Source organism: Pseudarthrobacter sulfonivorans (assembly GCF_014712225.1).
Taxonomy (GTDB): Bacteria; Actinomycetota; Actinomycetes; order Actinomycetales; family Micrococcaceae; genus Arthrobacter; species Arthrobacter sulfonivorans.
This window is the reverse complement of sequence record NZ_JACXBW010000001.1, coordinates 186,163-208,430: the sequence shown is the minus strand read 5'-3', so window position 1 is coordinate 208,430 and position 22,268 is coordinate 186,163. Positions and strand designations below refer to the sequence as shown.

Below are 22,268 nucleotides of genomic sequence, written 5' to 3'. Positions count from 1 at the left end.
TTAGCCGTTCATCGGCCCCTCTGCGTGCAGTTTGCCGGCGCCCGGGCCCTCGACATGCACAGTGCATCGGACTACCAGCTTGCCTGGCGCGTTATCCAGCTCCACCAGGCTGTCGTGAGCGCTCAATGAGGTGAAGACCTCAGAGCCGGGCACCACGCTGACGCCCCGGGCCTTCGCGGTCTCCGTTGCGTTTTCCAAGGCTTCCTTCTCAAGGCCCGACAGGTAGCCGCCGTCATTTTCCCGGGCGGGGTCGCCGAATGCCCAGCCGAACAAGGTCCCTGTTTCCATGGCCACGATATTACGCGTTCCCGCTGCTGAAGACGGGCTTCCGTAACATTACTAAGTGTGCTTACCATGGCGTGGGCGTGAACATCAGGGAATCTGCGAAGACCGCACCAGCGTCATTCGGAACCAGCTCAACGTGAGGAAGACACATCATGGCAGGAAATCTTGTTGCCCGCGCCGTCCACGACCTGACGGCCGCGGCGTGGTTCGGCGGCTCACTCATGGGCGCAGTCGGATTGAACGGGGCGGCTGCGGAAGCCAAGGACCCGGCCGAACGTACGCGGCTCTCCAGCGCGGGCTGGATGAAGTGGGCACCCCTCCAGACGGCGGCGTTCGCCTCACACCTGGTGGCAGACCTCGCCATCGCCTGGGAGAACAAGGGGCGCATCTCCAAGCAGGACGGCGTTGCGCGGGACACGCTGATCAAGACCGCGGTGACTGTGGCCGGTGCTGCGGTGACGCTCTACGCCGGCATCCTCGGGAAGAAGGTGGACCAGCTTGCGGACCAGGGCGGCGAGGGTGCCACCGAGCCCAGGGCTGGGGCCTCCGATGAGCTGAAGTCGGCGCAACAGCAGCTCAAGATGCTGCAGTGGGCCATTCCAGGCTTCGCCGCCGCGGTGATCATCCTCGGCGCCAAGCACGGCGAAATGCAGCGGCCCAAGAACGTGTTCGCCGGCCTTCGCTCCTAGCGCCGCGACGGCATAAGCAGGAAACGCACGACGGCGGTCCGGCACTTGGGTGCCGGACCGCCGTCGTGCGCGTGCGGGGGAAGGCGCGCGTCGCCTTTGGGAACCCGCCCCCCCAACTAGGTAGCAGCAAGTGTCGTTATGAGGGCTCAAAACGACACTTGCTGCTACCTAGTTGGGACGCCGCACAGAAAGCGCAGGCCTAGGCCCGCAGCCACTCCGCGCACGAGTTAAGGTTCTGGCTCACGCTGGCCACGGCGGCCGCGGAATCGTGGGCCTCGATGGCATCCACCAGGTCGCCGTGCCCCTCGTTCGTGAGGCCGTCCAGGCGGCCCTTGCGCTGCTGCTTGAGCAGGTCCTGGTGGAAGACGTCTCCGAAGCTGACATAGAGCTCGTGCAGCAGCGGGTTCCCGGAAGCCTGGGCCACCCGCGCGTGGAATTCCCAGTCCGCCCGGGCCCACCCCTCGAAGTCGGCCGCATGCCAGGCGACCTCCCGGGCGGCGAGTACCGTGCGCAGGGCGGCGACGTCGTCGGCCGTTGCATTTTTGGCGGCGAGGCTGGCGGCCTGGGTGTCCAGGCCAAGCCGGACCTCGAGGATGTGTTCCTCCGTATGGTCCTGGTACATGCGCCGGGCGGCGCCGCTGATTTCGCTGACGGCACGGACGTAGGTGCCGTCGCCGCGGCGGACCTCCAGCATCCCGCTGTGCGCCAGGGCCTTGATGGCCTCGCGGAGCGTGCCGCGGGACACGCCCAGGCCCTGGATCAGCTCGGTCTCCGAGGGGATGCGCTGCTGCAGCTGCCATTCGCCCGAATGGATCATCTGGCGGAGCTTGGCCGTGACTTCGTCAGCGAGCGGTGGACGGTGCGACGTGCTGAGGGTCATGGGGTCCCTACCTTTTCCGGGCGGCGATGGGGGTGCGCGAGATCAGGTGGGCCACCACAACCTGGACCACCGCGAGGCCCAGCAGCAGTGCCAGGGGCAGGGTCCAGCTGCCCGTCACGCCGTACAGCAGGCCGGTGCCGAACGGGCCCGCCGTCGCCAGCAGGTAGCCGGTCGATTGCGCCAGGGTGGACAGTGCCGTGGTCTCGGCAGTGCTTGTCCCGCTCCGGCTGATCATCACCATGACCAGCGGGAAAATGCCCAGGCCGAACCCGAGCAGGACAGCGGAAATGACGGCCAGGCTCACCGGCAGGAACAGCAGTGACGCCATCCCGGCCACCATGATGATGCTGACCAGATACAGGGCAGGCCGGAGCATGCGGGGCCGCGAGCCGATGGCGATGATCACCATGCCGGCCGGCACGGAGACCAGCTGCATCAGCCCGTACAGCAGGCCGCTGTCCGCCGCGTTTACCCCCATGGTGATCAGCATTGAGGGGAACCAGCTGATGAGTGAATAGGCCAGGAGGGCCTGCAGGGTGAAGATCGCGGTGAGCAGTTTGCCCTTCCGGGTGCGCAGCAGGGGCCACGGCGAAATGTACGTGGTTGCGGCGCGGACGCTGTGCCGGTGCGTGTGCAGCACCACGGGGAGGAAGCCCAGGAAAGCCGCCACCGCCAGGAACCCGATGGCGCCCACCGCGGAGGACGGCGAACCCAGAGCCATTGCCATCGGGATAACCGCTACTGCCGTGACAGTGGCGCCGGTGGTCATGGTCACCGTGTAAAGCATGGTCATCATCGACGTGCGATGGGCGAAGTGCTCGCGAATGAACGACGGCATCGCCACATTGCAGACCGCCAAGCCGGACATCCCGATCACGGTTCCCGCCAGCAGCATGCCGGTTGCCGGGATTCCGCGCAGCAGGAGCCCGCCGGCCAGCAACGCCAGGGCCAGCAGGATGGCCTTCTCTACGCCCAGCCGGCCGGTCAGCCAGGAGGTTGCCGCCCCGGCAAGCGCAAAACACAGGGTGGGGATGGAGGGGATGACGGCCGCCAGCAGCGGCCCGTAGCCCAGGACCTGCTGAAGATCGTGCAGCAGCGCCGATGCGCCGGAGATCCCTGCCCGCAGGTTCAGCCCGATGAGCACCAGCGCCACAACACCGAACACGACGGCGGAGCGCGGCTTGGGCGGGGCGGCGGACAATGCGGGCGGAGCGGGCGGGGCAGTCATGTCTTTTACGTTAGACGTTAGACGTTTGATGTCTACGCTTCTGTGCTGAATGTCTCCGACTGTTAACGTCCCGGGCATAGACTCGGGCCAGCAGTTGGGTCGGGCGAAAGCGGAAGGACGGCTGGTCATGGCTTCCCAGGAAGTTGAGGTCGAAAAGAAGTACGACGTCGGCGCTGACGCCGAGGTGCCCGACCTCAGGAAGGTCCCTGGGGTCGCCCGGGTGGGGGAGCCGCGCGTTGACCACCTCGAGGCGGTGTACTTCGACACCGAAGACTCGGCGCTCGCCTCCCGCGGAATCACCCTCCGCCGTCGCACGGGCGGCAGCGACGCCGGGTGGCACGCGAAGCTTCCCCCGAGAGACGGTGCTGGTTCCGGGAGCGGGGGGTCCGGGTCTTCGGCTGAACCCCAGCGGCGCCGCGAGCTTCGGGCGCCGCTGGGCCAGCCCGGCGTCGTTCCAGACATTCTGTTGGCACACCTGCTGGTGTATCTGCGCGGCGACGATCCCCTGCCTGCTGTTCGACTGGAGACGCAGCGCACCACCTACCCGCTTTACGGAGATGACGGGGTCCATCTCGCGGACCTGGCAGATGATCGCGTCAGCGCGCACATCCTCAAGCTCAGCGGCGCGCTGGACGAGGAGGCCGGAACGCAGCACTGGCGTGAATGGGAACTCGAGCTGGTGCACGGAAGCCCGGACCTGTTTCCGGCGGCGGAGGATACCCTCACAGCTACGGGCGCGCGCCCGGCGGGGCACGGGTCCAAGCTGGCTAAAGCACTGCAGGGAGCTGGTGGTGCGAAGGCCGCGGGAGAGGATGTCTCCGCTTCGGCCGTCAAGCCGCCATCCAAGAAAGGGCCCGGCAGGAAAGCCCCCGGTAAGAAGGGGCCGGTATCAGACCTCCTGATCGCTTATCTGGCCGCGCAGATCGACGAAATGCTGGCCAGCGATCCCGGCGTGCGACTGGAGCAGCCCGAGGCCGTGCATGACCTGCGCTCGGCCACCCGTCGGGCACGTTCGGCGCTCGCGGCCTATCGTGGGTTTTACAGCGCCGTCACCGTTCGGCGGCTCCGGGACGAGCTGAAGTGGCTCGGCGGGATGCTGGGATCCCCGCGCGACGCCGAAGTGATGCTGGACCGCCTGCGTGGGCACGCGGCGGAGCTCCCCCCGGGACCGGCGTCGAAGGCTGCGGCGGACAGGCTGGAAGAGGAGCTCGGCAACACCCTGGACACCGCATACCGGAAGCTGCAGAAGACGCTGCTTTCCGAGCGATATTTCCGGCTCCTGGACGACCTCGAAGCCTTCCGTGATCAGCCGCCAACCCGGCCCGAAGGGGCAGCCCCGGCCCGCAAGGCGACCGGCAGGCTGGTGCGCAAAGCTGCCAAACGGCTGCAGCGCGCAGCGCGGAAAGCCAAGCGTGCCCGCCGCGGAGCCGGGTACGAGGAGACCCTTCACCAGGTCCGCAAGGATGCCAAACGGCTGCGGCACGTGGCGGAATCCATGGTGCCCGTGCATGGCAAACGCGCCAGGAAAACTGCCAAAGCCGCCCACCGGGAGCAGGAGATCTTGGGCAATTTCCATGACAGTGTGGTGGCCCGGGACCGGCTGGCCCGGATTGCCGCCATGCCCGAACTCCCGGACGACGTCGTTTCGGCTTTCGTCACGCTCCACACCCGGCAGATCCAGTTGGCGGCCGAGGCTGAAGCGAAGTATTGGAAGGCGCGCAAGAAGTCCCGCAAAACACTGCAACGCGGAGTCGGATAACGCCCCTCCGGGGCCGTTTATCGGGCGTTTAGTGACCCCGCGTTGCTTTTAGCCCTGCCGTGCGCCGAGCCGGGCCACCGCCAGCGCGAGCCAGAGCTGCACCCTGTCCGCAGTGAGCGAAGGATCATAGCCGGTCAGTTCCGTGATCTGCGCCAGCCGGTAGCGCACGGTGTTCCGGTGCAGGGTCAGGGCCTCGGCGACGGCGGCCACCGAGCCGTTGTGGTTCAGGTAAGTTTCCAGCGTGGCCATCAGCTCCGAGCCATGGGCCGCATCGAACGTGCGCAGCGGGCTGAGGGACTCGTTGGCCATGTCCGCCAAGGGAACGTCCTCGCTGGCCAGCAGCAGGGACGTCAGGCTGAGGCGTTCCGGCTCGTTCACCGGCAGGCCGTGGCTGGCCGCGTCCCGGGCCTCGAAGTAGCTCCAGCGCAGGCCGTTCGGCTTCGTGTACGCGCCGCCGATGCCGATGGTCGCGTGGATCCCCGCCTCAGCCAGGTGGTCGCTGAGCTCCCGGGCCAGCGCGGGTGCCGCGCCGCCGTCGTCATGCACCACGATCACCAGGTCCTGCCCGACGACGGCGGTCACCGCGTTCTCCAAAACCTGCGGCACCGAGGTGCTCACCAGTGCCTTGTGATGCGCGGCGGAAACCGCCAGCAGCACCACGTTCCGGCGGGTGCTGTTAAGGCCGACACCGGCCAGCCGGCGCTGGGCCTCGCTGGTCTCCAGGGAGCCGTGGATGACGTCCTCCAGGACCTGGCCGCACAGGGCACGTTGGGCCTGGCGCTGCTTTACCATGTTGTTCAGCTCCACGCTGATCAGGTTCTGGGCGTAGCCGATGATGCCGGAATCCTCGAAGGGATGGCGGACCCACAGGGTGCAGGCATCGCGGCGGCCGGTGGGAATCGGGTAGGAGGCCCAGGTGTACGCGGTGGGAAGTTCCGTACTGCTGTTGTACAGGTGGGCGGTGAACTGGGTGAGGGCAATGTCCGTGCGCAGCATGCCGCCGAGGTGCTTAAGGAGCTGGCTCAGGCCGCCGCCGGTGAGGAGTGCCCTAGCCAGGATCTGGTGGCCTGCGATCAGGCGTTCCAGCTTGGCGACGTGATCGGCGGACTGGGCGTCGGCCACCAGTTTTCCGATGGCGATGAACGGCGTTTCATAAGGGACCCGGACCACCGGAAGCCCCCAGCGGTTGGCCTCGGCAATCAGGGCCGGCGGAACGTCGTCGTGCGTCAGGCCGGTGCCGAACCCGATCCCCACAGCGCCCGCGCGCTGGACCTGGCGGACGAACCGCCGCTGCTCCGGTGCCGAACGCAGGCGCATCCCGGTGGTCAGCACCAGTTCCCCGCCGTTGAGGAAACGCTGGGGGTCCTCCAGCTCCGTGACGGCCACCCAGTTGATGTCGTGGTGCCAGGTGGTCTCCGCCAGCCCTGCTTTCGACAGGCGCAGGGACTGCACACCGAGCAGCATCGCGAGGGAAATGGCCATGCCTCAAGGATAGCCACGGGTTGGGCGCGCGCACTAAACACGGCCCTGAACGGTGTGCAGGTGGCTATTCCCGTCCTCCGGGCTGGGGCATAGGCTCAGAGCAGTCAAACACCGCACTGGTGTTCCCCCTGAAAGAGGTTGTACATCGTGGTTCAGACCTTGCAGAACTTCATCAACGGTGAGTTCGTGACCCCGGCCGGCACGAGCCTGCTGGACATCGTTAACCCCACCAACGGCGAGGTGGTGGCGAAGGCGCCCGTTTCAGTGCAGGCGGACGTTGACGCCGCCATGACCGCAGCAAGGGATGCCTTCAAGAGCTGGAAGCACGCCACCCCCGGCCAGCGCCAGCTGATGCTCCTCAAGCTCGCTGACGCCATTGAAGCCAACAGCGATGAACTGGTGGAGGCCCAGCACCGCAACACGGGCCAGGTACGCTCGCTGATAGCGTCCGAGGAAGTGGCGGCCGGGGCCGACCAGCTGCGCTTCTTTGCCGGCGCCGCCCGCATCCTGGAAGGCAAGTCCGCCGGTGAATACTTTGAGGGCCACACCTCCTACGTCCGCCGCGAACCCATCGGGGTGGTGGCGCAGGTGGCGCCGTGGAACTACCCCTTCCTGATGGCCATCTGGAAGATCGGCCCCGCCCTCGCAGCAGGCAACACCGTGGTCCTCAAGCCCTCCGACACCACTCCAGAATCCACCCTGGTGCTGGCCCGCCTGGCAGGGGACATCCTGCCTGCCGGCGTCCTGAACGTGGTCCTGGGAACAGGTGAAACCGGCGCCCTGATGGTGGAGCACAAGATCCCCGGGCTGGTGTCCATCACGGGGTCCGTCCGGGCCGGCATCGCCGTGGCCTCGGGCGCTGCACGCGGACTGAAGCGCGCCCACCTGGAGCTGGGCGGCAAGGCCCCCGCCATCGTCTTCAAGGACGCCGACATCAAAAAGAGCGCCGCTGCCATCGCCGAGTTCGCCTTCTTCAACGCCGGCCAGGACTGCACCGCCATCACCCGCGTGCTGGTCGAGGATTCAGTGCACGACGACGTCGTGGCCGCCATGGTGGAGCACACCAAGACCCTGCACACCGGCTCGCAGAACGATGAAGACAACTACTTCGGCCCGCTGAACAACGTAAACCACTTCAACGCCGTCACCTCCGTGGTGGAGCACCTCCCGGAAAACTGCAAGGTTGTCACCGGCGGCCACCGGGCGGGGGAGAAGGGCTTCTTCTTTGAACCGACCATCGTCACCGGGGCCAGGCAGACGGACGACATCGTGCAGAAGGAAACCTTCGGCCCGGTCATCACGGTGCAAAAGTTCACCACGGAGGCGGAGGCACTCGAACTGGCGAACGACGTCGACTACGCCCTCGCGTCCAGCGTCTGGACGTCCGACCACGGCACGGCCATGCGGATGAGCCGCGACCTGGACTTCGGTGCCGTCTGGATCAACACCCACATCCTGCTCACGGCCGAAATGCCGCACGGCGGCTTCAAGCAGTCCGGCTACGGCAAGGACCTCTCCATGTACGGCGTCGAGGACTACACGCGCATCAAGCACGTCATGTCCGCCCTCGACGCTTAGTCCCACCGGCACCCTCCTTTTGACGAAAGAAACACCATGACTGCCACAACAAATGACATCACCTTCCGCCTGGAACAGAAGCGCCGCGTCCAGGCCGACTTCCCGGGCCCCAAGTCCATCGCCCTGACCGAACGCCGCCGGGCCGTGGTTGCCGCGGGCGTCGCCTCCAGTGTCCCCGTCTATGTGGCCGATGCCGACGGCGGGATCATCCACGACGTCGACGGCAACTCCTTCATCGACCTCGGCTCGGGCATCGCCGTGACCAGCGTCGGCGCGTCCGATCCCGCCGTCGTCGGGGCCGTGAAGGAAGCCGTGGAGCATTTCACGCACACCTGTTTTATGGTCACCCCCTACGAAAGCTATGTGGCCCTCGCCGAGCAGCTCAACCGGCTGACCCCGGGCGACCACGAGAAGCGGACAGTGCTGTTCAACTCCGGCGCCGAGGCCGTGGAGAATGCGGTCAAGGTGGCCCGGCTCGCCACGGGGCGTGACGCCGTCGTCGCCTTTGACCACGCCTACCACGGCCGCACCAACCTGACCATGGCACTGACGGCCAAGGCCATGCCGTACAAGTCAGGCCCGGCCGGGAGTTTTGGCCCGTTCGCGCCCGAGGTCTACCGCCTGCCGATGAGCTACCCATACCGCGAGGAAAACCCGGACCTCACCGGTGCCCAGGCCGCACAGCGCGCCATCACCATGATCGAAAAGCAGATCGGCGCTGACCTGGTGGCCGCGATCATCATCGAACCCATCCAGGGCGAGGGCGGCTTCATCGTCCCGGCCGACGGCTTCCTGCCGGCCCTGGCTGACTGGGCCAGGGACAAGGGCATCGTCTTCATCGCCGACGAGGTCCAGTCCGGCTTCTGCCGCACCGGCGAATGGTTCGCCGTGGACCATGAAGGCGTGGTCCCGGACATCATCACCATGGCCAAGGGCATCGCCGGCGGCATGCCGCTCTCCGCCATAACCGGCCGCGCCGACCTGCTCGACGCCGTCCATGCGGGCGGACTGGGTGGCACCTACGGCGGCAACCCTGTGGCGTGCGCCGCGGCACTTGCTGCCATCGGTTCCATGGAGGAATACGACCTGGCCGGGCGTGCCCGCCACATCGAGGAACTGGCAACCGGCCGGCTGCGCACCCTTCAGGAAGAACTGGCCGGCGTCGGGAAGTCCGTCGTCGGCGACGTCCGGGGCCGCGGTGCCATGCTGGCCATCGAACTGGTCCAGGCCGGTTCGAAGGATCCCAACCCCGAGCTGACCAAAACCGTCGCGGCCGCCTGCCTCAAGGAGGGGGTCATCATCCTCACCTGCGGCACGTACGGCAACGTCATCCGCCTGCTGCCCCCGCTGGTGATCACCGACGCCCTGCTGAACGACGGCCTGGACGTCCTGGCCGCCGCCATTAGGGCCAACGCCTAGCGGCTACGCCAGGTAGGCGTCGCTGAACAGCAGCTGGAGCCCCTCGGTCATGGTGGGGTGCGTGATCACGGCATCGCGCACCTGCTGGTGGCGCAGGCCCCCCAGCATCGCCATCTGGACGACGCCGATGACCTCGCTGGCCTCGGCGCTGAGCAGCGCGGCGCCCAGGATCAGATCGGTGTCGCGGTCGACGACGGCCTTCCAGACGCCGTCGAGCTCGCCGATGGTGCGGGCCCGCGGAATGGCGGAAACGGGCATGCGGGCAATCCGGATGTTGTACCCGGCCGCCCGTGCTTCGGACTCGGTCAGGCCGACGCGGCCCAATTCCGGCGTGATGAACACGGCGTAGGGAATTAGCCGGTCCGTGGTGCTGAGGTCGCCGCCGGCCATGTTGGCTTTGAGGATGCGGTAGTCGTTCCAGGACGCGTGGGTGAACTGCGGGGAGCCGGCAACATCCCCTGCCGCCCAAACGCTGTCCGCAGTTGTGCGGAGGTGCTGGTCCACTGCCACGAATCCGCGCGGCGTCAGCTCGACGCCGGTCTTCTCCAGTCCCAGCCCTGCCGTGACAGGGCTGCGGCCCAGCGCCACCAGAATGTCCTTCGCGGTGACGGTGGCGCCGTCGGACAGGTCCACCGTGACCGTGCCGTCGGCCGCGCGGGTGACCTTCGTGGCCTCCACGCCGAGACGGATCTCGATGCCATCGCGCCTGAAAACCTCCCCGACAGCCCCGCCCACGTCGGCGTCCTCACGGCCCAACAGGTGCGCCCCGCGGTGAACTACGGTGACGCGGACGCCCATGAGATGAAGCATCGACGCATATTCAGCGCCGACGTAGCCGCCCCCGAGCACCACCATGCTGCGCGGGAGTTCCTCGAGCCGAAGGATGCTCTCGCTGGTCAGGACGCCGGCACCTGCAAGACCGTCGATGGGAGGCAGGGCAGGAACCATGCCCGTGTTGATGACCACCCTGGTTCCGCTGATGGTGCGGGTGCCCCCGCCGTCGAGGGCCACTTCGACGGTGCGTTCTGCCACGAACTTGGCCTCGCCGATCACCAGGTCCATCCCGGAGCCGAGGAATGCCTTCCGTTGCCCGGCCACCATGGTGCCCACAACGTCGTCCTTGCGGTGGCGCAGCCGGCTGACGTCGATGGCGGGAGACTCGGCGCCGGTGATGCCGAATTCAGCGGCTCTGCGTATGGATTTCAGGAGCCGTGCGCTGTTGACAAGGGTCTTGGTGGGGATGCAGGCCACGTTGATGCATGTGCCGCCGATCATGCCGCGTTCCACCATGGCGACGCTCTGGCCGGCCGCGGCCAGATCCATGGCCAGGGACTTCCCTGCCTTGCCGCCGCCGACAACGAGCAGGTCCACATTACGGGGCTTCATTGAGATTGGCCCTCTTCCTTGCCGGAGAATTCTTGCCTGCCACCGTCAGCGTACCCGCCTGTACGAGAGACGAAAAAGGGCAACGACTCCGGGGCGAAGGGCTGCCTTTTCGGTGTCCTGGCGGCATGCGAAGGGGGAGCTACCTAACGCCCTTGAGGGGAAAGTACCTAATACCCCCACCCTTGTCACGGGCAACTACCTAACTCCCGGCCTCTGCGAGGCGCTGTCCGTAAGTACCCCCAAGAATCTTTTAGAGTACCGGCTACTCGTGTTTGGCGTCTGGAACGATACGTAACTTGGACTTACCAACGGGCCGGGTAAGCAGCTCCTGGATGGCCCAACTCTGAGGAGACTCGGCATGAAACCGCTCCATAGTATCGAAGCCCTGGAGACGAGATTGGGGATCGCCGGCGCCCCTGCCTGCCTAACCCGCCGCTCCCCGGCCTCGCAAAGCGGAGCTCCGTTCCCATTCGTTCCGTGTCAGCCGCCGGGGAAGGACACTGCCGGCAAAAATCGCCTGATGACAGGGACTTTTACCGACACGGGGTACTTCGACGCCGGCCTGGCTACGCCCCCGGAGCAGAAGCGACGTGCCAACGCTAACGACAACATCTTGCTTGAGACAGGGGAAATGCAATGACTCAGCTTTCAACGGGAAATGAGAGCGTCACCCTGATTGCACAGGCGACCTTCGGCCGGGATAGCGCCATGTTCGAGGGACTGCTCGGCTTCGTGGCACAGCTGAGCGTCGTGCTGTGGGGCCTGGTGCTTCTCACCGTGGTAGTGCGCTTCATCGGCGTCGGGATGTATCGGCGCGGAGCCCGCCGTCGCGCCGCGCGCGCGACTCTTGTCGACACCCTGGCGCCGAGCGCAGCCGTTCCGGCCGCCGCCGCGCCGAGCACCGCCGTTCCGACCATCACGGCCGTTATCGATCTGGTCCAGCCGGCCGCCGCCCAGCTGACCGACGCCGTCGCGAATTCTTTCGGCGAGGTCCTGCAGCCGGCCGAGGCGCCTGCCGCAGTCGCCGGGACCGTGAACGTGCAGGGCCGGGGGCACCGCAACTGGCGCTCCGAGACCCATAGCACCGCGCACCTGCCCGCACTCGCCTCCAACTCCCCTGAGGCGTGAGCATGGACATCGCGCTGGTGATCTTCTGGCTGTTCGCCGGTGTCAGCATCCTGTACGTCGTGCACTTCGGCCTGTATCTGGTGGGTGCCAACTTCTACGACATCTGGCAGCAGCGGCGGAAGGGGAGGGACGTCCGGCACTCCGTAGGGTACGAGGCAGAATGTGCCGCGACGGCCACCTGGACGCGCCGGGCCCTCGCCGAGGTGCCCGGGCTGGTCTCCGTCGTCGTCGCCGCCCATAACGAGGAGTCGGTGATTGTCCGGACGCTCGACTCCATCCGGCGCAGCACGTACCGCTCGCTCGAGGTCATCGTCGCGGACGACGCGTCCACGGACCTCACCGGTCGGCTGGTCCGCGACTACCAGGTGCGCCACCCCGAGATGGACCTGCGCGTCGTGCGGATGCGCAAGAACGTCGGGAAGGGCGCGGCGCTCAACGCGGCGCTTCGCCGGCACGCGCGCGGGCAGTTCGTGATGACGCTCGACGCCGACTCGATCATCGGTCCGGACGCCATCACGAACGCCCTGACCTACTTCGAAGACCCGTACGTGGCCGGTGTCGCCGCCAACGTACAGATCCTGGATGAGACGACGGTGCTTGGGATCCTGCAGCGGTTCGAGCACATGATCGGCTACCGCTCGAAGAAGCTCTACTCGCTGCTGACTTGCGAGTTCGTGGTGGGTGGGGTGGCCTCCACCTATCGGATGCGGGTGCTGCGCAAGGTCGGCTTCTACGACACGGACACCGTGACCGAGGACATCGGCCTGAGCACGAAGATCACCAACCTGGGCAACCGGCGCTTCCGCATGGTCTACGGCGCTGACGTGGTGGCGAAGACCGAGGGCGTGCTCACGCTTCGTGCCTTGGCGAAGCAGCGCTACCGCTGGAAGTACGGCAGCATCCAGAACCTCATCAAGTACCGCGGCATGATTCTCAACCCGAGTCGCCGGTACACCGGCACGTTGACCTACTACCGGATGCCGATGGCCGTGCTCAGCGAGTTCACGCTGCTCGTCTCGCCCTTGGCCTGGACATACGCGGTCTACTGGTCGCTGGTCACGCAGACGCCCGCCCTCATACTCGGTGCTTACGCGACGATCACCGCCTACACACTGCTGACAGTGTGGATGGATGAGAACCTGACCGCACGTGAACGTGTTCGGCTGTCCATTTACGCGCCGACGGCGTACTTCCTGTTCTACATCATGGACCTGGTGCAACTGACGGCGGCAGTTCGCTGCATCGCGCGCTCACGCGGCCTGTTCCAGCGTCCCAAGATCAACACCTGGAAGTCGCCGCAGCGGGCCGGCGGCGTCCTGGTGGTAGCTCGTGCGTAGACGCAGGTGGATTCTCCGTGTGCTGTTGAATCCGCTCCTGGTCATTACGGTGGTGGTCGTCCTGATCGCCGCCGGGTGGCTACTGTACACCGGTGGGAAGAGCAGCATTGCCCAGGCGCGGCCCGGCGCGAACCTGCTCCCCACGCTCGTTGCCACTACGGCGGGCGCTGCAGTGGCGTCGGTCCCCTCGGCAGCCGCCAGCCCCGTGGGCGGTTGGAACGTACACCACAGCGGGGACGCCCTGACAACCTTGGAGCAGGTCAATGGACAGCTGAGCGGCCAGGCTCTGAAGCTCGACATCACCCAGTACGCCACGGGCGATGTCACCCTGACGAGCCCCCGGGTGAGTGTCGAGGCGGGGAAGACCTACCTGTTCAAGGCGTTCACCAGCAGTGACGCGGACTTCACGCTCCTGGCCCGCAAGTACCACGCCGACGGCAGTTCCACTTTGGAGCAGCTTCGGAACCCCCTCGAGCGGCCGGGCAATACCCCGTTCACCGTGAGCGACGCGTTCCACAGCGGAATCACGACGACGGCGGTGGAGTACGTCTTCCGGCTTTCATCGAAGGCCACCGTCCGGGTCGAGGGCGCATACCTGGAGGCAGCGGACGACGTCCGGGTGCCGGCCGCTCCGACGAGGGGCCCTAACCTCATCCCCGACCCGGGGCTCGCCGGTCCGCAGCCCGGTGCACCTGACGTATGGTCCCCGTACGCCTCCGGGGCGTCGACCGTGGAATCAGGGCGCGGCAAGGACGGTGCCGGCAACTTCCTCTGGACCCGCATCTCGAACTACCAGAACGGCGAAGCGAAGTGGCAGTACCAGCCGGTCCCGGTGACCACTGACCGGTACTTCGAGTTCGGCGCAACCTACCACTCCGACCGCCAGGTGGACGTGGTGGCGGAGTTCGAACTCGCGGCCGGCGGGCGCGAGTTCCACAACCTGGAGACGGTGCCTCCGGCGGGAGAGTGGACGACGATCGGGGAGACGTTCCAGGTCCCCGTCGGAGCCAAGTCGGCGCTGGTCACCCTGGTGTCGCACGGGGACGGCACCACAGCTGTCCGAGACTATTCCCTGACCGACATCACCAACCCGGGACCCCTCCGCTGGGACAAGCCCCTGGTCTCGATCACGTTCGACGACGGCTGGCAGTCGGTGTACGACCGCGCCCTGCCACTGCTGAACCAGCACGGCTTCCGGACCACCCAGTATGTCAATCCCAGCTCCATCGAGACGCCGAACTTCGTGACGGCCGCCGAGGTGCAGCAGATGCACGACGCCGGGCATGAGATCGCCGCACACAGCTACGAACACGTCGATCTCACTGCGATCGCCACCGACCGGTTGGACGATCAGTTGCGGAAGAGTGAGGAGGCCCTCGCGGCAGCCGGCCTCAGCACCGACGACCTGGCACCCCCGTACGGACGGTCCGACTCCCAGGTCGACTGGTACGCGAGCAAGTACTTCGACATCATGCGCGGGACAGACGATGGCATCAACACCCGGCAGAACCTCAACCCGCACGATCTGAAGGTCTTCTACGTCACCGACGAGACCACGCCGGACAGACTGGCCGAAGCGCTCGCCGAGACGTCCCGGGCGAACGGGTGGCTCATCCTCGTTTACCACCAGATCGCGACCCAGGCGAACACCGGCACCCAGGAGCACACCATCGCGGCGGACCGGAGCACCATCACCAGCGACGTCCTCGGCGCCCAGCTGCAACTCGTCGACCAAAGTGGTATCCAAGTCCTGCCGGTCGCCGAGGCGTTCAAGCAGTTACAGGGCCCGTGATCAACCATTCGGCTGTGTCACCCGGCGCTGTCGGCCCCCCGAAAAGAACGGAGAATCTCATGACCGGAATCAGATCCAGCTTGGCGCGGGGGCGCGCCAGGCTCGTGGCCATCGGGGCGGTGGGGGCCATGGCCACCGCACTGCTGTCCCCGGCAGCTGCCTACGCCGCCGTGGATAACCCTGCCCCAGCGGCGCTGGTGTCCTTCACCTTCGACGACGGCCAGGCCAGCGCGCTCACGCAGGCGGCGCCTACACTGCAGAAATACGGGCTGACGGGCACCAACTACGTGATTACGAACTGCGTCGGAATGACCACCGTGCCGAACACCTGCCGGGCCAACACTGATGTGCCGTACATGACGTGGGCCCAGCTCACGCAGCTGCAGAACACGTACGGGTGGGAGATCGGGTCGCATACCGTCGACCATCAGTGCCTCGTGAGCGTCGGCAACGACTGTCAGGCCACCAAGCTGACGGCCGCGCAGGTGGACGCCGAGCTGGCCAACAGCAAGGCCACGCTGGTAGCCAACGGCTTCAACCCGACAGCGTTCGCCCCGCCGTACGGCGACTACGATATGTCCGCGCTCGCCCGGGTGGCCAAGTACTACAGCTCGATGCGCGGCTTCGCGGACACCGGCAACAACCCCTGGCCGCTCGGCGACTACCTGCTCCGCGACGTCCCCGTCCAGGAAGTCACCACCCCGGTGGCCACACTGAAGGCCCAGGTGGACGCGGCGATCGCGAACAAGCAGTGGGTCGTCTTCACCTTCCACGACATCAGGCCGACGCCGAGCAAAGTCCCGGACGACTACGAGTACGGCACCGCAGAGCTCGATCAGCTGGCCGCGTACGTCAAGACCAAGGTCACGGCCGGGCAGATCAAGAACGTCAACGTCAGCAAAGGCCTCGTGAACGGCACCCCCAACAAGATGCCGAACCCCACGTTCAACAACGGCCTTGGGGACGGCTGGCGGACCGACGCCCCGGCGACCATCACGGCGGACGCCGCGAACAACGGCAGCTACCCCGACTTCGCCAAATCGGTGAAGCTGGTCTCAGGCGCCACGACGGGTCACCTGTTCTCACCAACGCTTCCCGTGACGCCGACGACGAACTATATGTTCAAGGGCTTCCTCAACGTGGCTGCGATCACGACCGGTGAGGTCGGGTTCTACGTCGACGAGTACAACGCCGCCGGACAATGGATCTCCGGGCAGTTCCGCAAACGGGAGAACTCGCGGTGGGTGGAGTCGATGAACTTCACGTACACGCCGAGCTCCACCAATGTGGCCTCGGCGAGCCTGCAGATCTGGGTGACGGGCACCGGCATCACGGCCTACGTGGACAACGTGCAGATGCTGGCGCTCGGCGCGGAGGCTACCCCGCCGCCGTCGTCTAACCTCGTCGCCAACGGCACCTTCGACGCCGGCATCAGCTCGGGCTGGACAACCGACTCGGCTACCACCATCGTGGCCGACGCCGCGAACCACGGTAGCCCGGCCAACCCGGTGAACTCGGTCAAACTGACGGCCACCACGGCGAACAAGCACCTGTTCTCCCCACAGGTCGCGGTGACGGCCGGTACCTACAAGATCGCCGGGTACCTCAACGTCGCGGCGCGAACCAGCGGTGAGGTGGGTTTCTACATCGACGAGTACAACGCGGCCGGTCAGTGGATCTCCGGGCAGTATAAGCTCGGCGTAACGGCCGCCGGCGTGACCAACGTTGACCTGACATACTCGCCAAGCACCACCGCGGTCGCCAAGGCGAGCGTGCAGGTGATCGTCCAGGGCAACTCGGGACTGCAGGGGTACTTCGACGACGTCCGCTGGACCAAGCCCTAACGACGAGGAAGAGGACATAAGATGGCCGGGCGCGCGCACGCACTGATGGTGATGCTGGCGTCCGGCCTTCTCGTTGTCCTCGGCGGCTGCTCCTCACCCGAGCCGACACCGGAGCCGGATGTGAATGTCGACCTGTTGCACGAGAACTGGCAGGACACCCCGGGCGTGACGGCCGGAAGCAACGGCCTGCAGGTCACCGCCACCGCCAGGCGCATCGTCGAGCAGAACGGCGCGGGAGGCCAGCCGAACCCGCCGCTCAACCTGGCCGGCACACATCTGGTAGTCAGCGGGGACTTCACACTCAGCGCGACGTTCGCCGACGTGACCGCGGACGCGTCATGGGCGCTGTACGACCGGCCCCCGGTGATCGCGGACGAGTTCCGCGTCGAGCCGGCGGGCCTGCGCCTCACCCTCCAGGGCGATGACCTGGAGATCGCCGTCTTCGACGGCACGCAGAAGCGGGACATGACGCAGCCTGTCCCCGTGCATGACGAGCGCGTCACTCTGAGCGACCCGGGAGCGCCGCTCTCGGTGCGCCGGTCCGGGGACACCCTTGAAGTGACAAGCGGCGGGGACAAGCTCGCCTCGCTTCCCCTCGGCAAGGTGTTCTCCTCCGGGAAGCTGTGGCTCGGATTATCGAGCGATTCCGGGGCCTTCGACGTCACCTCCCTCAAGGCGGCTGCGCCGGAGAGCGCCGGCCTGCGCACGTCGGGGGTCGCGGTCGCCGAGGGCCAGTCGTCGGCCGACGGCCTGCAGGCACTGGCCGCCAAGTCCCGGCCGGACTTCAAGATCGGTGCGGCCGTGGCGCTCGGTCCGCTCGCCTCGGACGCAGACTACGCGCGGGAGCTCGTCGGCAACTTCGGCTCAGTCACGCCGGAGAACGCCATGAAGCCGCAGTTCCTCTCCCCGCAGCGGGGCGTCTACACCTTCGAGGAAGCCGACGCGATCCTCACGATCGCCGAGAGCAAGGGCATGACCGTGCACGGCCACACCATCGCCTTCACCGAAGCCATGCCGCGGTGGATGCAGGAGCTGCCCAGCGGCACGGACGCGGAGCGCAAGGCGAGCGCCACCGCGCTGCTTGACTACGTCAACACCGTGGTGACGCACTTCAAGGGACGGCTCGCCTCGCTCGACGTGGTCAACGAGCCCTTCGATGTCGATCAGGGGACCAGCCTCCAGCAGAACATCTGGTACCGCGTCTTCGGGCCCGGCTACCCGGCGGTCGTCTCCAAGGCGGTCTACGACGCCGATCCGGACGTCAGGCAGTTCATCAACGAGAACGGGGCCGACGTGCCGGGCCGCCGCCAGGACGCCCTGCTCAAGCTGGCGCTCGACACCAACACCCAGGGCGGCCACATCTACGGCGTCGGCCTCCAGGCGCACATCTACGACCTCGACACCGACGCCATTCCGCCGGGAGAGCTGTCCCGAACGCTCGCCACCTTCGACGCGGCGGGCCTCCGTGTGCGCATCTCGGAGAACGACGTCACGGACGACCAGGGGACGGATGCCCAGGCGAGGCAGTACGCTTCTGTGCTGGCCACCTGTCTGGGCTCGCGCGCCTGCGTCTCCTACACGACGTGGGGGGTCGATAACCGCTACAACTGGTCGATCGACGACGACGGCAGCCTGCAGCAGGGCCACGACTTCCTGTTCGACGACGGGAAGCCGAGGCCAGCGTACGACGCTATGCGGCGTTCGCTGGGCGGCTGACCGCCCGGTCGCCACCGGGCAGAGGCCGCCTACTGCCGGGCGAGCCGCTTAGCGGCCGAGTTTTTCCCTGCCATCCGCAGCATGTCCACCGTCAGGACCAGCAGCGCCAGCCACACCACCCCAAAACCGATCCAGCGGTCCGGCGTCATGGCCTCCTTGAAGACCAGCAGCGCCACAACGAACTGGAGCATGGGGGCCACGTACTGCAGCAGCCCGATGGTGGTCAACGGAAGCCGGCGGGCCGACGCGCCGAAGAACAGCAGCGGCACTGCCGTGAGCACCCCGGAAGCCGCGAGGAGCCAGAAATGCCCGGGACCCTGGGCGGCCAGGGTAGCGGAGCCACTCAGACCGAGGAACACCATGGTGGCCCCGGCCACCGGAGCCAGCACCATGGTCTCGACGCTGAGGCTTGTCACCGCATCCACTTTGCGGCCAACACGGTTCTTCACGAACCCGTACAGGCCGAAACTGAAGGCCAATGTCAGGGCGATCCAGGGCAGTTTGCCGTAGCTCACCGTGAGTACAGCCACCGCAACAAAGCCGATTCCGACCGCGGCCCACTGGAGGGCGCGCAGCTTTTCCTTGAGGACGATCACGCCGAGGAGCACCGAGACAAGGGGATTGATGAAATATCCCAGCGAGGCTTCAACAGCCTGGCCGGTGGTCACGCCGTACGTGTAGGTCAGCCAGTTCACGGCGATGAGGGCGCCGGCGATGGCCAAGGCGCCGAAGACGGAACGGTCGCGGAAGGCGTTGGCCAGGGTGCGCCAGGACCGCGTGACAGTGATCAGGATTGCGCAGAAAAGCACCGACCACACCACGCGGTTGGCCACGATCTCCACCGGCCCGGCGGGCAGGAGCGCAATGAAGTAGAGGGGAAGCAGCCCCCACAGCCCGTAGGCGCCGAAGCCGAACAGGATTCCCGCCGTCGTCTCTTTGTCCACGGCCTTCGGCCCTGAAGCCTTGAGTCCCGGCGCGCCGGACCCGCCCGCAGGCTTTCCCGCAGCCTTTGCGGCGGTGGCTTTGGTGGCGGGGGTGGGACCGTGGGGAGTAGGCACGTCTCCCATAACATCACGCTCCCGGCGGGTATTCCGCCAAATCGTCAGTAGGCTTGCCTTTATGGAACGGACGAACCGGCAGGATGCCACGCCGTGAGGCTCCGCCGCAGTAACGCGAACGGCCGCGGCTACCGGCGCGTGGCCGCGGGGACGGGCTTCAGCTACCGCGATCTGGATGGCTCCACGCTGCCTCCGGGGCCGGTCCGGGACCGGCTCGAAAGCATCGGGATCCCGCCGGCCTGGAAAGACGTGTGGATCGCGCCGTTCGAGAACGGGCACATCCAGGCGACGGGCCTGGATGCCGTGGGCCGGCGCCAGTACATCTATCATCCGGCGTGGCGTGAGCGGAAAGACCGGGTGAAGTTCGATCGCGCCCTGCAGCTGGCGGAGTCGCTGCCCGCCGCCCGCCGGCAGGTCACCCTTGACCTGCGCAGCGACGGCATTGGCCGGGAACGCGTCCTCGCGGCGGCGTTCAGGATGCTGGACAGCGGATCCCTTCGGGTCGGCTCCGAGCGGTACACCAACGAGAACGGCAGCCGCGGCCTCGCCACCCTGCTGTGCGCGCACGTGCACGTCCGCAAGGAATCCTTGGAGCTGAGATTCCCGGCCAAGAGCGGCAAGGACTGGGAATCGGAAATCCACGACGCCGACCTTGCCGCCCTCGTGCGGACCCTCAAGCGCCGCGGTGGCAACGCCCGTCTGCTGGCTTACAAGAACGGGCGCAGTTGGCATCCGGTGACCAGTGCCGAGATCAACGGCTACGTCAAGGAGCGCACGGGCCTGGACTTCACGGCCAAGGACTTCAGGACGCTGCGCGGGACCGTGGCGGCAGCCGTCAGCCTGGCGCGCAGCGGGCCCCAGGAAAAGGTGGCGGCGCGGAAGCGCGCCATCAGCATCGCCATGGAGGAGGCGGCGGCGGTGCTGGGGAACACGCCGTCGATCGCCCGCAAAAGCTATGTTGACCCCCGGCTGCTGGACCACTTTGCCGCGGGGGAGACCATCGATCCCCACCGGGTGCAGTCGGCCGAGTCCGAGCTTCGCGCGCTGCTTTACCGGGAGGGTGATGTGGTGCCGCTGCAAAGGAGCGGTTAAGCAACTCCCGGGAGCGGCGGTCCGCCTTGCACATTCCGACTTGCACGATCCGCGCCCGGGCACATTTAGAATAGGGGCACTGTGTGCAACCCGCACCGTGCACAGCCTGCATTGTGCGCTTAGGCGCATTCTCCTCGTTCCAGAAGGGCTCCCGGTGTCCAAACCAGGCGAAACCACCTCCAAGCGTCCACTCCGTGTCGCCATCGTCGGCGCCGGACCGGCGGGGGTGTATGCGGCGGACATCCTGACCAAGTCCAACGGTGTCAAGGATGGCGACTTCGAGGTCAGCATCGACCTGTTCGAGGCCTACCCGGCGCCTTACGGCCTGATCCGCTATGGGGTGGCCCCTGACCATCCGCGCATCAAGGGCATCGTGAACGCCCTGCACAAAGTCCTGGACCGCGGCGACATCCGTTTCCTCGGCAACGTCACCTACGGCCGCGACCTCACCCTGCATGACTTCCGCGCCTTCTATGACGCCGTGATCTTCTCCACCGGTGCCATCAAGGACGCGGACCTGCCCATCCCCGGCATCGACCTGGCCGGTTCTTTCGGCGGGGCGGATTTTGTGTCCTGGTATGACGGCCACCCCGATGTGCCTCGCGAGTGGCCACTGGACGCCAAAGAAGTCGCCGTGATCGGCAACGGTAACGTGGCGCTGGATGTCGCCCGGATGCTGGTCAAGCACGCCGATGAACTGCTCACCACGGAGATCCCGGACAACGTCTATGCCGGCTTGAAGAACTCGCCCGTCACGGACGTCCACGTCTTCGGCCGCCGCGGCCCCGCCCAGGTGAAGTTCACCCCGCTGGAGCTGCGCGAGCTGAGCCATATGAAGGACGTGGACATTGTGCTGTACCCGGAGGACTTCGAATTCGACGAAGCCTCCGATGAGGCCATCCGCAGCAACAACCAGATCAAAACCATGGTCAACACCCTCACCAACTGGCTGGTGGAGGAGCACGCCGAAGCGGAAGAACCGTCCTCCCGCCGCCTGCACCTTCACTTCCTGCACAGCCCCGTTGAAATATATGACGACGCCGGGTCCGGCCAGGTAGCGGGCATCAAGTTCGAGCGGATGGAACTCGACGGGACCGGCAACGTCAAGGGCACCGGCGAGTTCGTGGACTACCCCGTCCAGGCCGTGTACCGCGCCATCGGGTACCACGGCTCGCCGCTGGATGAGCTGGAATACGACGCCAAACGCGGTGTGGTCCCCAACGAGGGCGGCCGGGTCCTGGACGCCGAAGGCAACGCGGTCCCGGGAATCTACGCCACCGGCTGGATCAAGCGCGGACCGGTGGGCCTGATCGGACACACCAAGGGTGACGCCCTGGAGACCATCGGCTTCCTCCTGGAGGACCGGCTCACGCTGCCCCCGGCCCAGAACCCGGACCCCCAGGCTATTATCGATCTCCTCCACGAGCGCGGTATCGAGTACACCACGTGGGAGGGCTGGATCAAGCTCGATGCGCACGAAGCAGCCCTCGGCGCGGAATGGGTCGGCGACGACGGGACTGCCGCCGTCGTGCGTGAACGCGTCAAAGTAGTTCCGCGCGAGGAAATGATCAACATTTCCCGCGCCTGACCCGAGG

General features: G+C 66.7%; 17 protein-coding genes. 11 read left to right on the top strand and 6 right to left on the bottom strand.

All coding sequences use genetic code 11. The annotated features are described in order from the left end of the window. Nucleotides 1–288: a hypothetical protein gene (locus IAQ70_RS01000; protein ID WP_190987676.1), complete on the bottom strand. Its 288-nt coding sequence runs from the start codon at nt 286–288 to the stop codon at nt 1–3. Nucleotides 289–437: 149 nt separating this feature from the next. On the opposite strand from IAQ70_RS01000, the gene IAQ70_RS00995 reads away from it, so the two are divergent. Next, nucleotides 438–974 carry a hypothetical protein gene (locus tag IAQ70_RS00995; RefSeq protein ID WP_190987434.1) on the top strand — a complete coding sequence of 179 codons (537 nt, stop codon included), beginning with the start codon at nt 438–440 and terminating at the stop codon, nt 972–974. A 199-nt stretch (nt 975–1,173) separates the two neighbouring features. Here IAQ70_RS00995 and IAQ70_RS00990 read toward each other — a convergent pair whose 3' ends face one another. Then, nucleotides 1,174–1,854 (bottom strand): FadR/GntR family transcriptional regulator, encoded by a 681-nt coding sequence (locus tag IAQ70_RS00990; protein WP_190987433.1) that lies wholly within the window; start codon nt 1,852–1,854, stop codon nt 1,174–1,176. A gap of 7 nt (nt 1,855–1,861) precedes the next feature. Beyond that, nucleotides 1,862–3,082, bottom strand: coding sequence for an MFS transporter (locus IAQ70_RS00985; RefSeq protein WP_190987432.1), 1,221 nt, complete (start codon nt 3,080–3,082; stop codon nt 1,862–1,864). 127 nt (nt 3,083–3,209) lie between these two features. Here IAQ70_RS00985 and IAQ70_RS00980 point away from each other — a divergent pair, with 127 nt between their 5' ends. Then, nucleotides 3,210–4,841 (top strand): CYTH and CHAD domain-containing protein, encoded by a 1,632-nt coding sequence (locus tag IAQ70_RS00980; RefSeq protein ID WP_190987431.1) that lies wholly within the window; start codon nt 3,210–3,212, stop codon nt 4,839–4,841. 48 nt (nt 4,842–4,889) lie between these two features. Here the strand turns inward: IAQ70_RS00980 and IAQ70_RS00975 are convergent, their stop codons facing one another. Then, nucleotides 4,890–6,323, bottom strand: a complete 1,434-nt coding sequence (locus tag IAQ70_RS00975; protein ID WP_190987430.1) for a PucR family transcriptional regulator — start codon at nt 6,321–6,323, stop codon at nt 4,890–4,892. Between the two features lie 147 nt (nt 6,324–6,470). Between IAQ70_RS00975 and IAQ70_RS00970 the strand changes: the two genes are divergently transcribed. Further along, on the top strand, nt 6,471–7,901 hold the full coding sequence (locus tag IAQ70_RS00970) for a gamma-aminobutyraldehyde dehydrogenase (RefSeq protein ID WP_190987429.1): 1,431 nt from the start codon (nt 6,471–6,473) through the stop codon (nt 7,899–7,901). A 36-nt stretch (nt 7,902–7,937) separates the two neighbouring features. After that, nucleotides 7,938–9,320 (top strand): 4-aminobutyrate--2-oxoglutarate transaminase, encoded by a 1,383-nt coding sequence (gene gabT, locus IAQ70_RS00965; RefSeq protein ID WP_190987428.1) that lies wholly within the window; start codon nt 7,938–7,940, stop codon nt 9,318–9,320. A gap of 3 nt (nt 9,321–9,323) precedes the next feature. On the opposite strand, the gene IAQ70_RS00960 is transcribed toward gabT, so the two are convergent. Then, a complete protein-coding gene (locus tag IAQ70_RS00960; protein WP_190987427.1) occupies nt 9,324–10,706 on the bottom strand; it encodes a dihydrolipoyl dehydrogenase family protein in 1,383 nt (460 codons plus the stop codon). Nucleotides 10,707–11,342: 636 nt separating this feature from the next. Between IAQ70_RS00960 and IAQ70_RS00955 the strand changes: the two genes are divergently transcribed. From IAQ70_RS00955 to IAQ70_RS00935, 5 genes are all read left to right on the top strand, one after another. Then, on the top strand, nt 11,343–11,834 hold the full coding sequence (locus tag IAQ70_RS00955; protein ID WP_190987426.1) for a hypothetical protein: 492 nt from the start codon (nt 11,343–11,345) through the stop codon (nt 11,832–11,834). 2 nt (nt 11,835–11,836) lie between these two features. Then, complete coding sequence (locus tag IAQ70_RS00950) at nt 11,837–13,171, top strand: glycosyltransferase family 2 protein (protein ID WP_190987425.1); 1,335 nt, start codon at nt 11,837–11,839, stop codon at nt 13,169–13,171. 19 nt (nt 13,172–13,190) lie between these two features. Beyond that, nucleotides 13,191–14,963 (top strand): polysaccharide deacetylase family protein, encoded by a 1,773-nt coding sequence (locus IAQ70_RS00945; protein WP_190987424.1) that lies wholly within the window; start codon nt 13,191–13,193, stop codon nt 14,961–14,963. 59 nt (nt 14,964–15,022) lie between these two features. After that, the gene (locus tag IAQ70_RS00940) at nt 15,023–16,807 is read left to right on the top strand and encodes a polysaccharide deacetylase family protein (RefSeq protein ID WP_190987423.1); all 1,785 of its coding nucleotides are present in this window, start codon (nt 15,023–15,025) and stop codon (nt 16,805–16,807) included. Between the two features lie 135 nt (nt 16,808–16,942). Next, complete coding sequence (locus IAQ70_RS00935) at nt 16,943–18,523, top strand: endo-1,4-beta-xylanase (RefSeq protein WP_223858581.1); 1,581 nt, start codon at nt 16,943–16,945, stop codon at nt 18,521–18,523. Nucleotides 18,524–18,552: 29 nt separating this feature from the next. Here the strand turns inward: IAQ70_RS00935 and rarD are convergent, their stop codons facing one another. Further along, nucleotides 18,553–19,590 carry an EamA family transporter RarD gene (gene rarD / locus IAQ70_RS00930; RefSeq protein WP_190987421.1) on the bottom strand — a complete coding sequence of 346 codons (1,038 nt, stop codon included), beginning with the start codon at nt 19,588–19,590 and terminating at the stop codon, nt 18,553–18,555. A gap of 84 nt (nt 19,591–19,674) precedes the next feature. Here rarD and IAQ70_RS00925 point away from each other — a divergent pair, with 84 nt between their 5' ends. Continuing rightward, nucleotides 19,675–20,673, top strand: a complete 999-nt coding sequence (locus tag IAQ70_RS00925) for a DNA topoisomerase IB (protein WP_190987420.1) — start codon at nt 19,675–19,677, stop codon at nt 20,671–20,673. A 154-nt stretch (nt 20,674–20,827) separates the two neighbouring features. Continuing rightward, nucleotides 20,828–22,261 carry an FAD-dependent oxidoreductase gene (locus IAQ70_RS00920; RefSeq protein WP_190987419.1) on the top strand — a complete coding sequence of 478 codons (1,434 nt, stop codon included), beginning with the start codon at nt 20,828–20,830 and terminating at the stop codon, nt 22,259–22,261. Nucleotides 22,262–22,268: the final 7 nt, after the last annotated feature.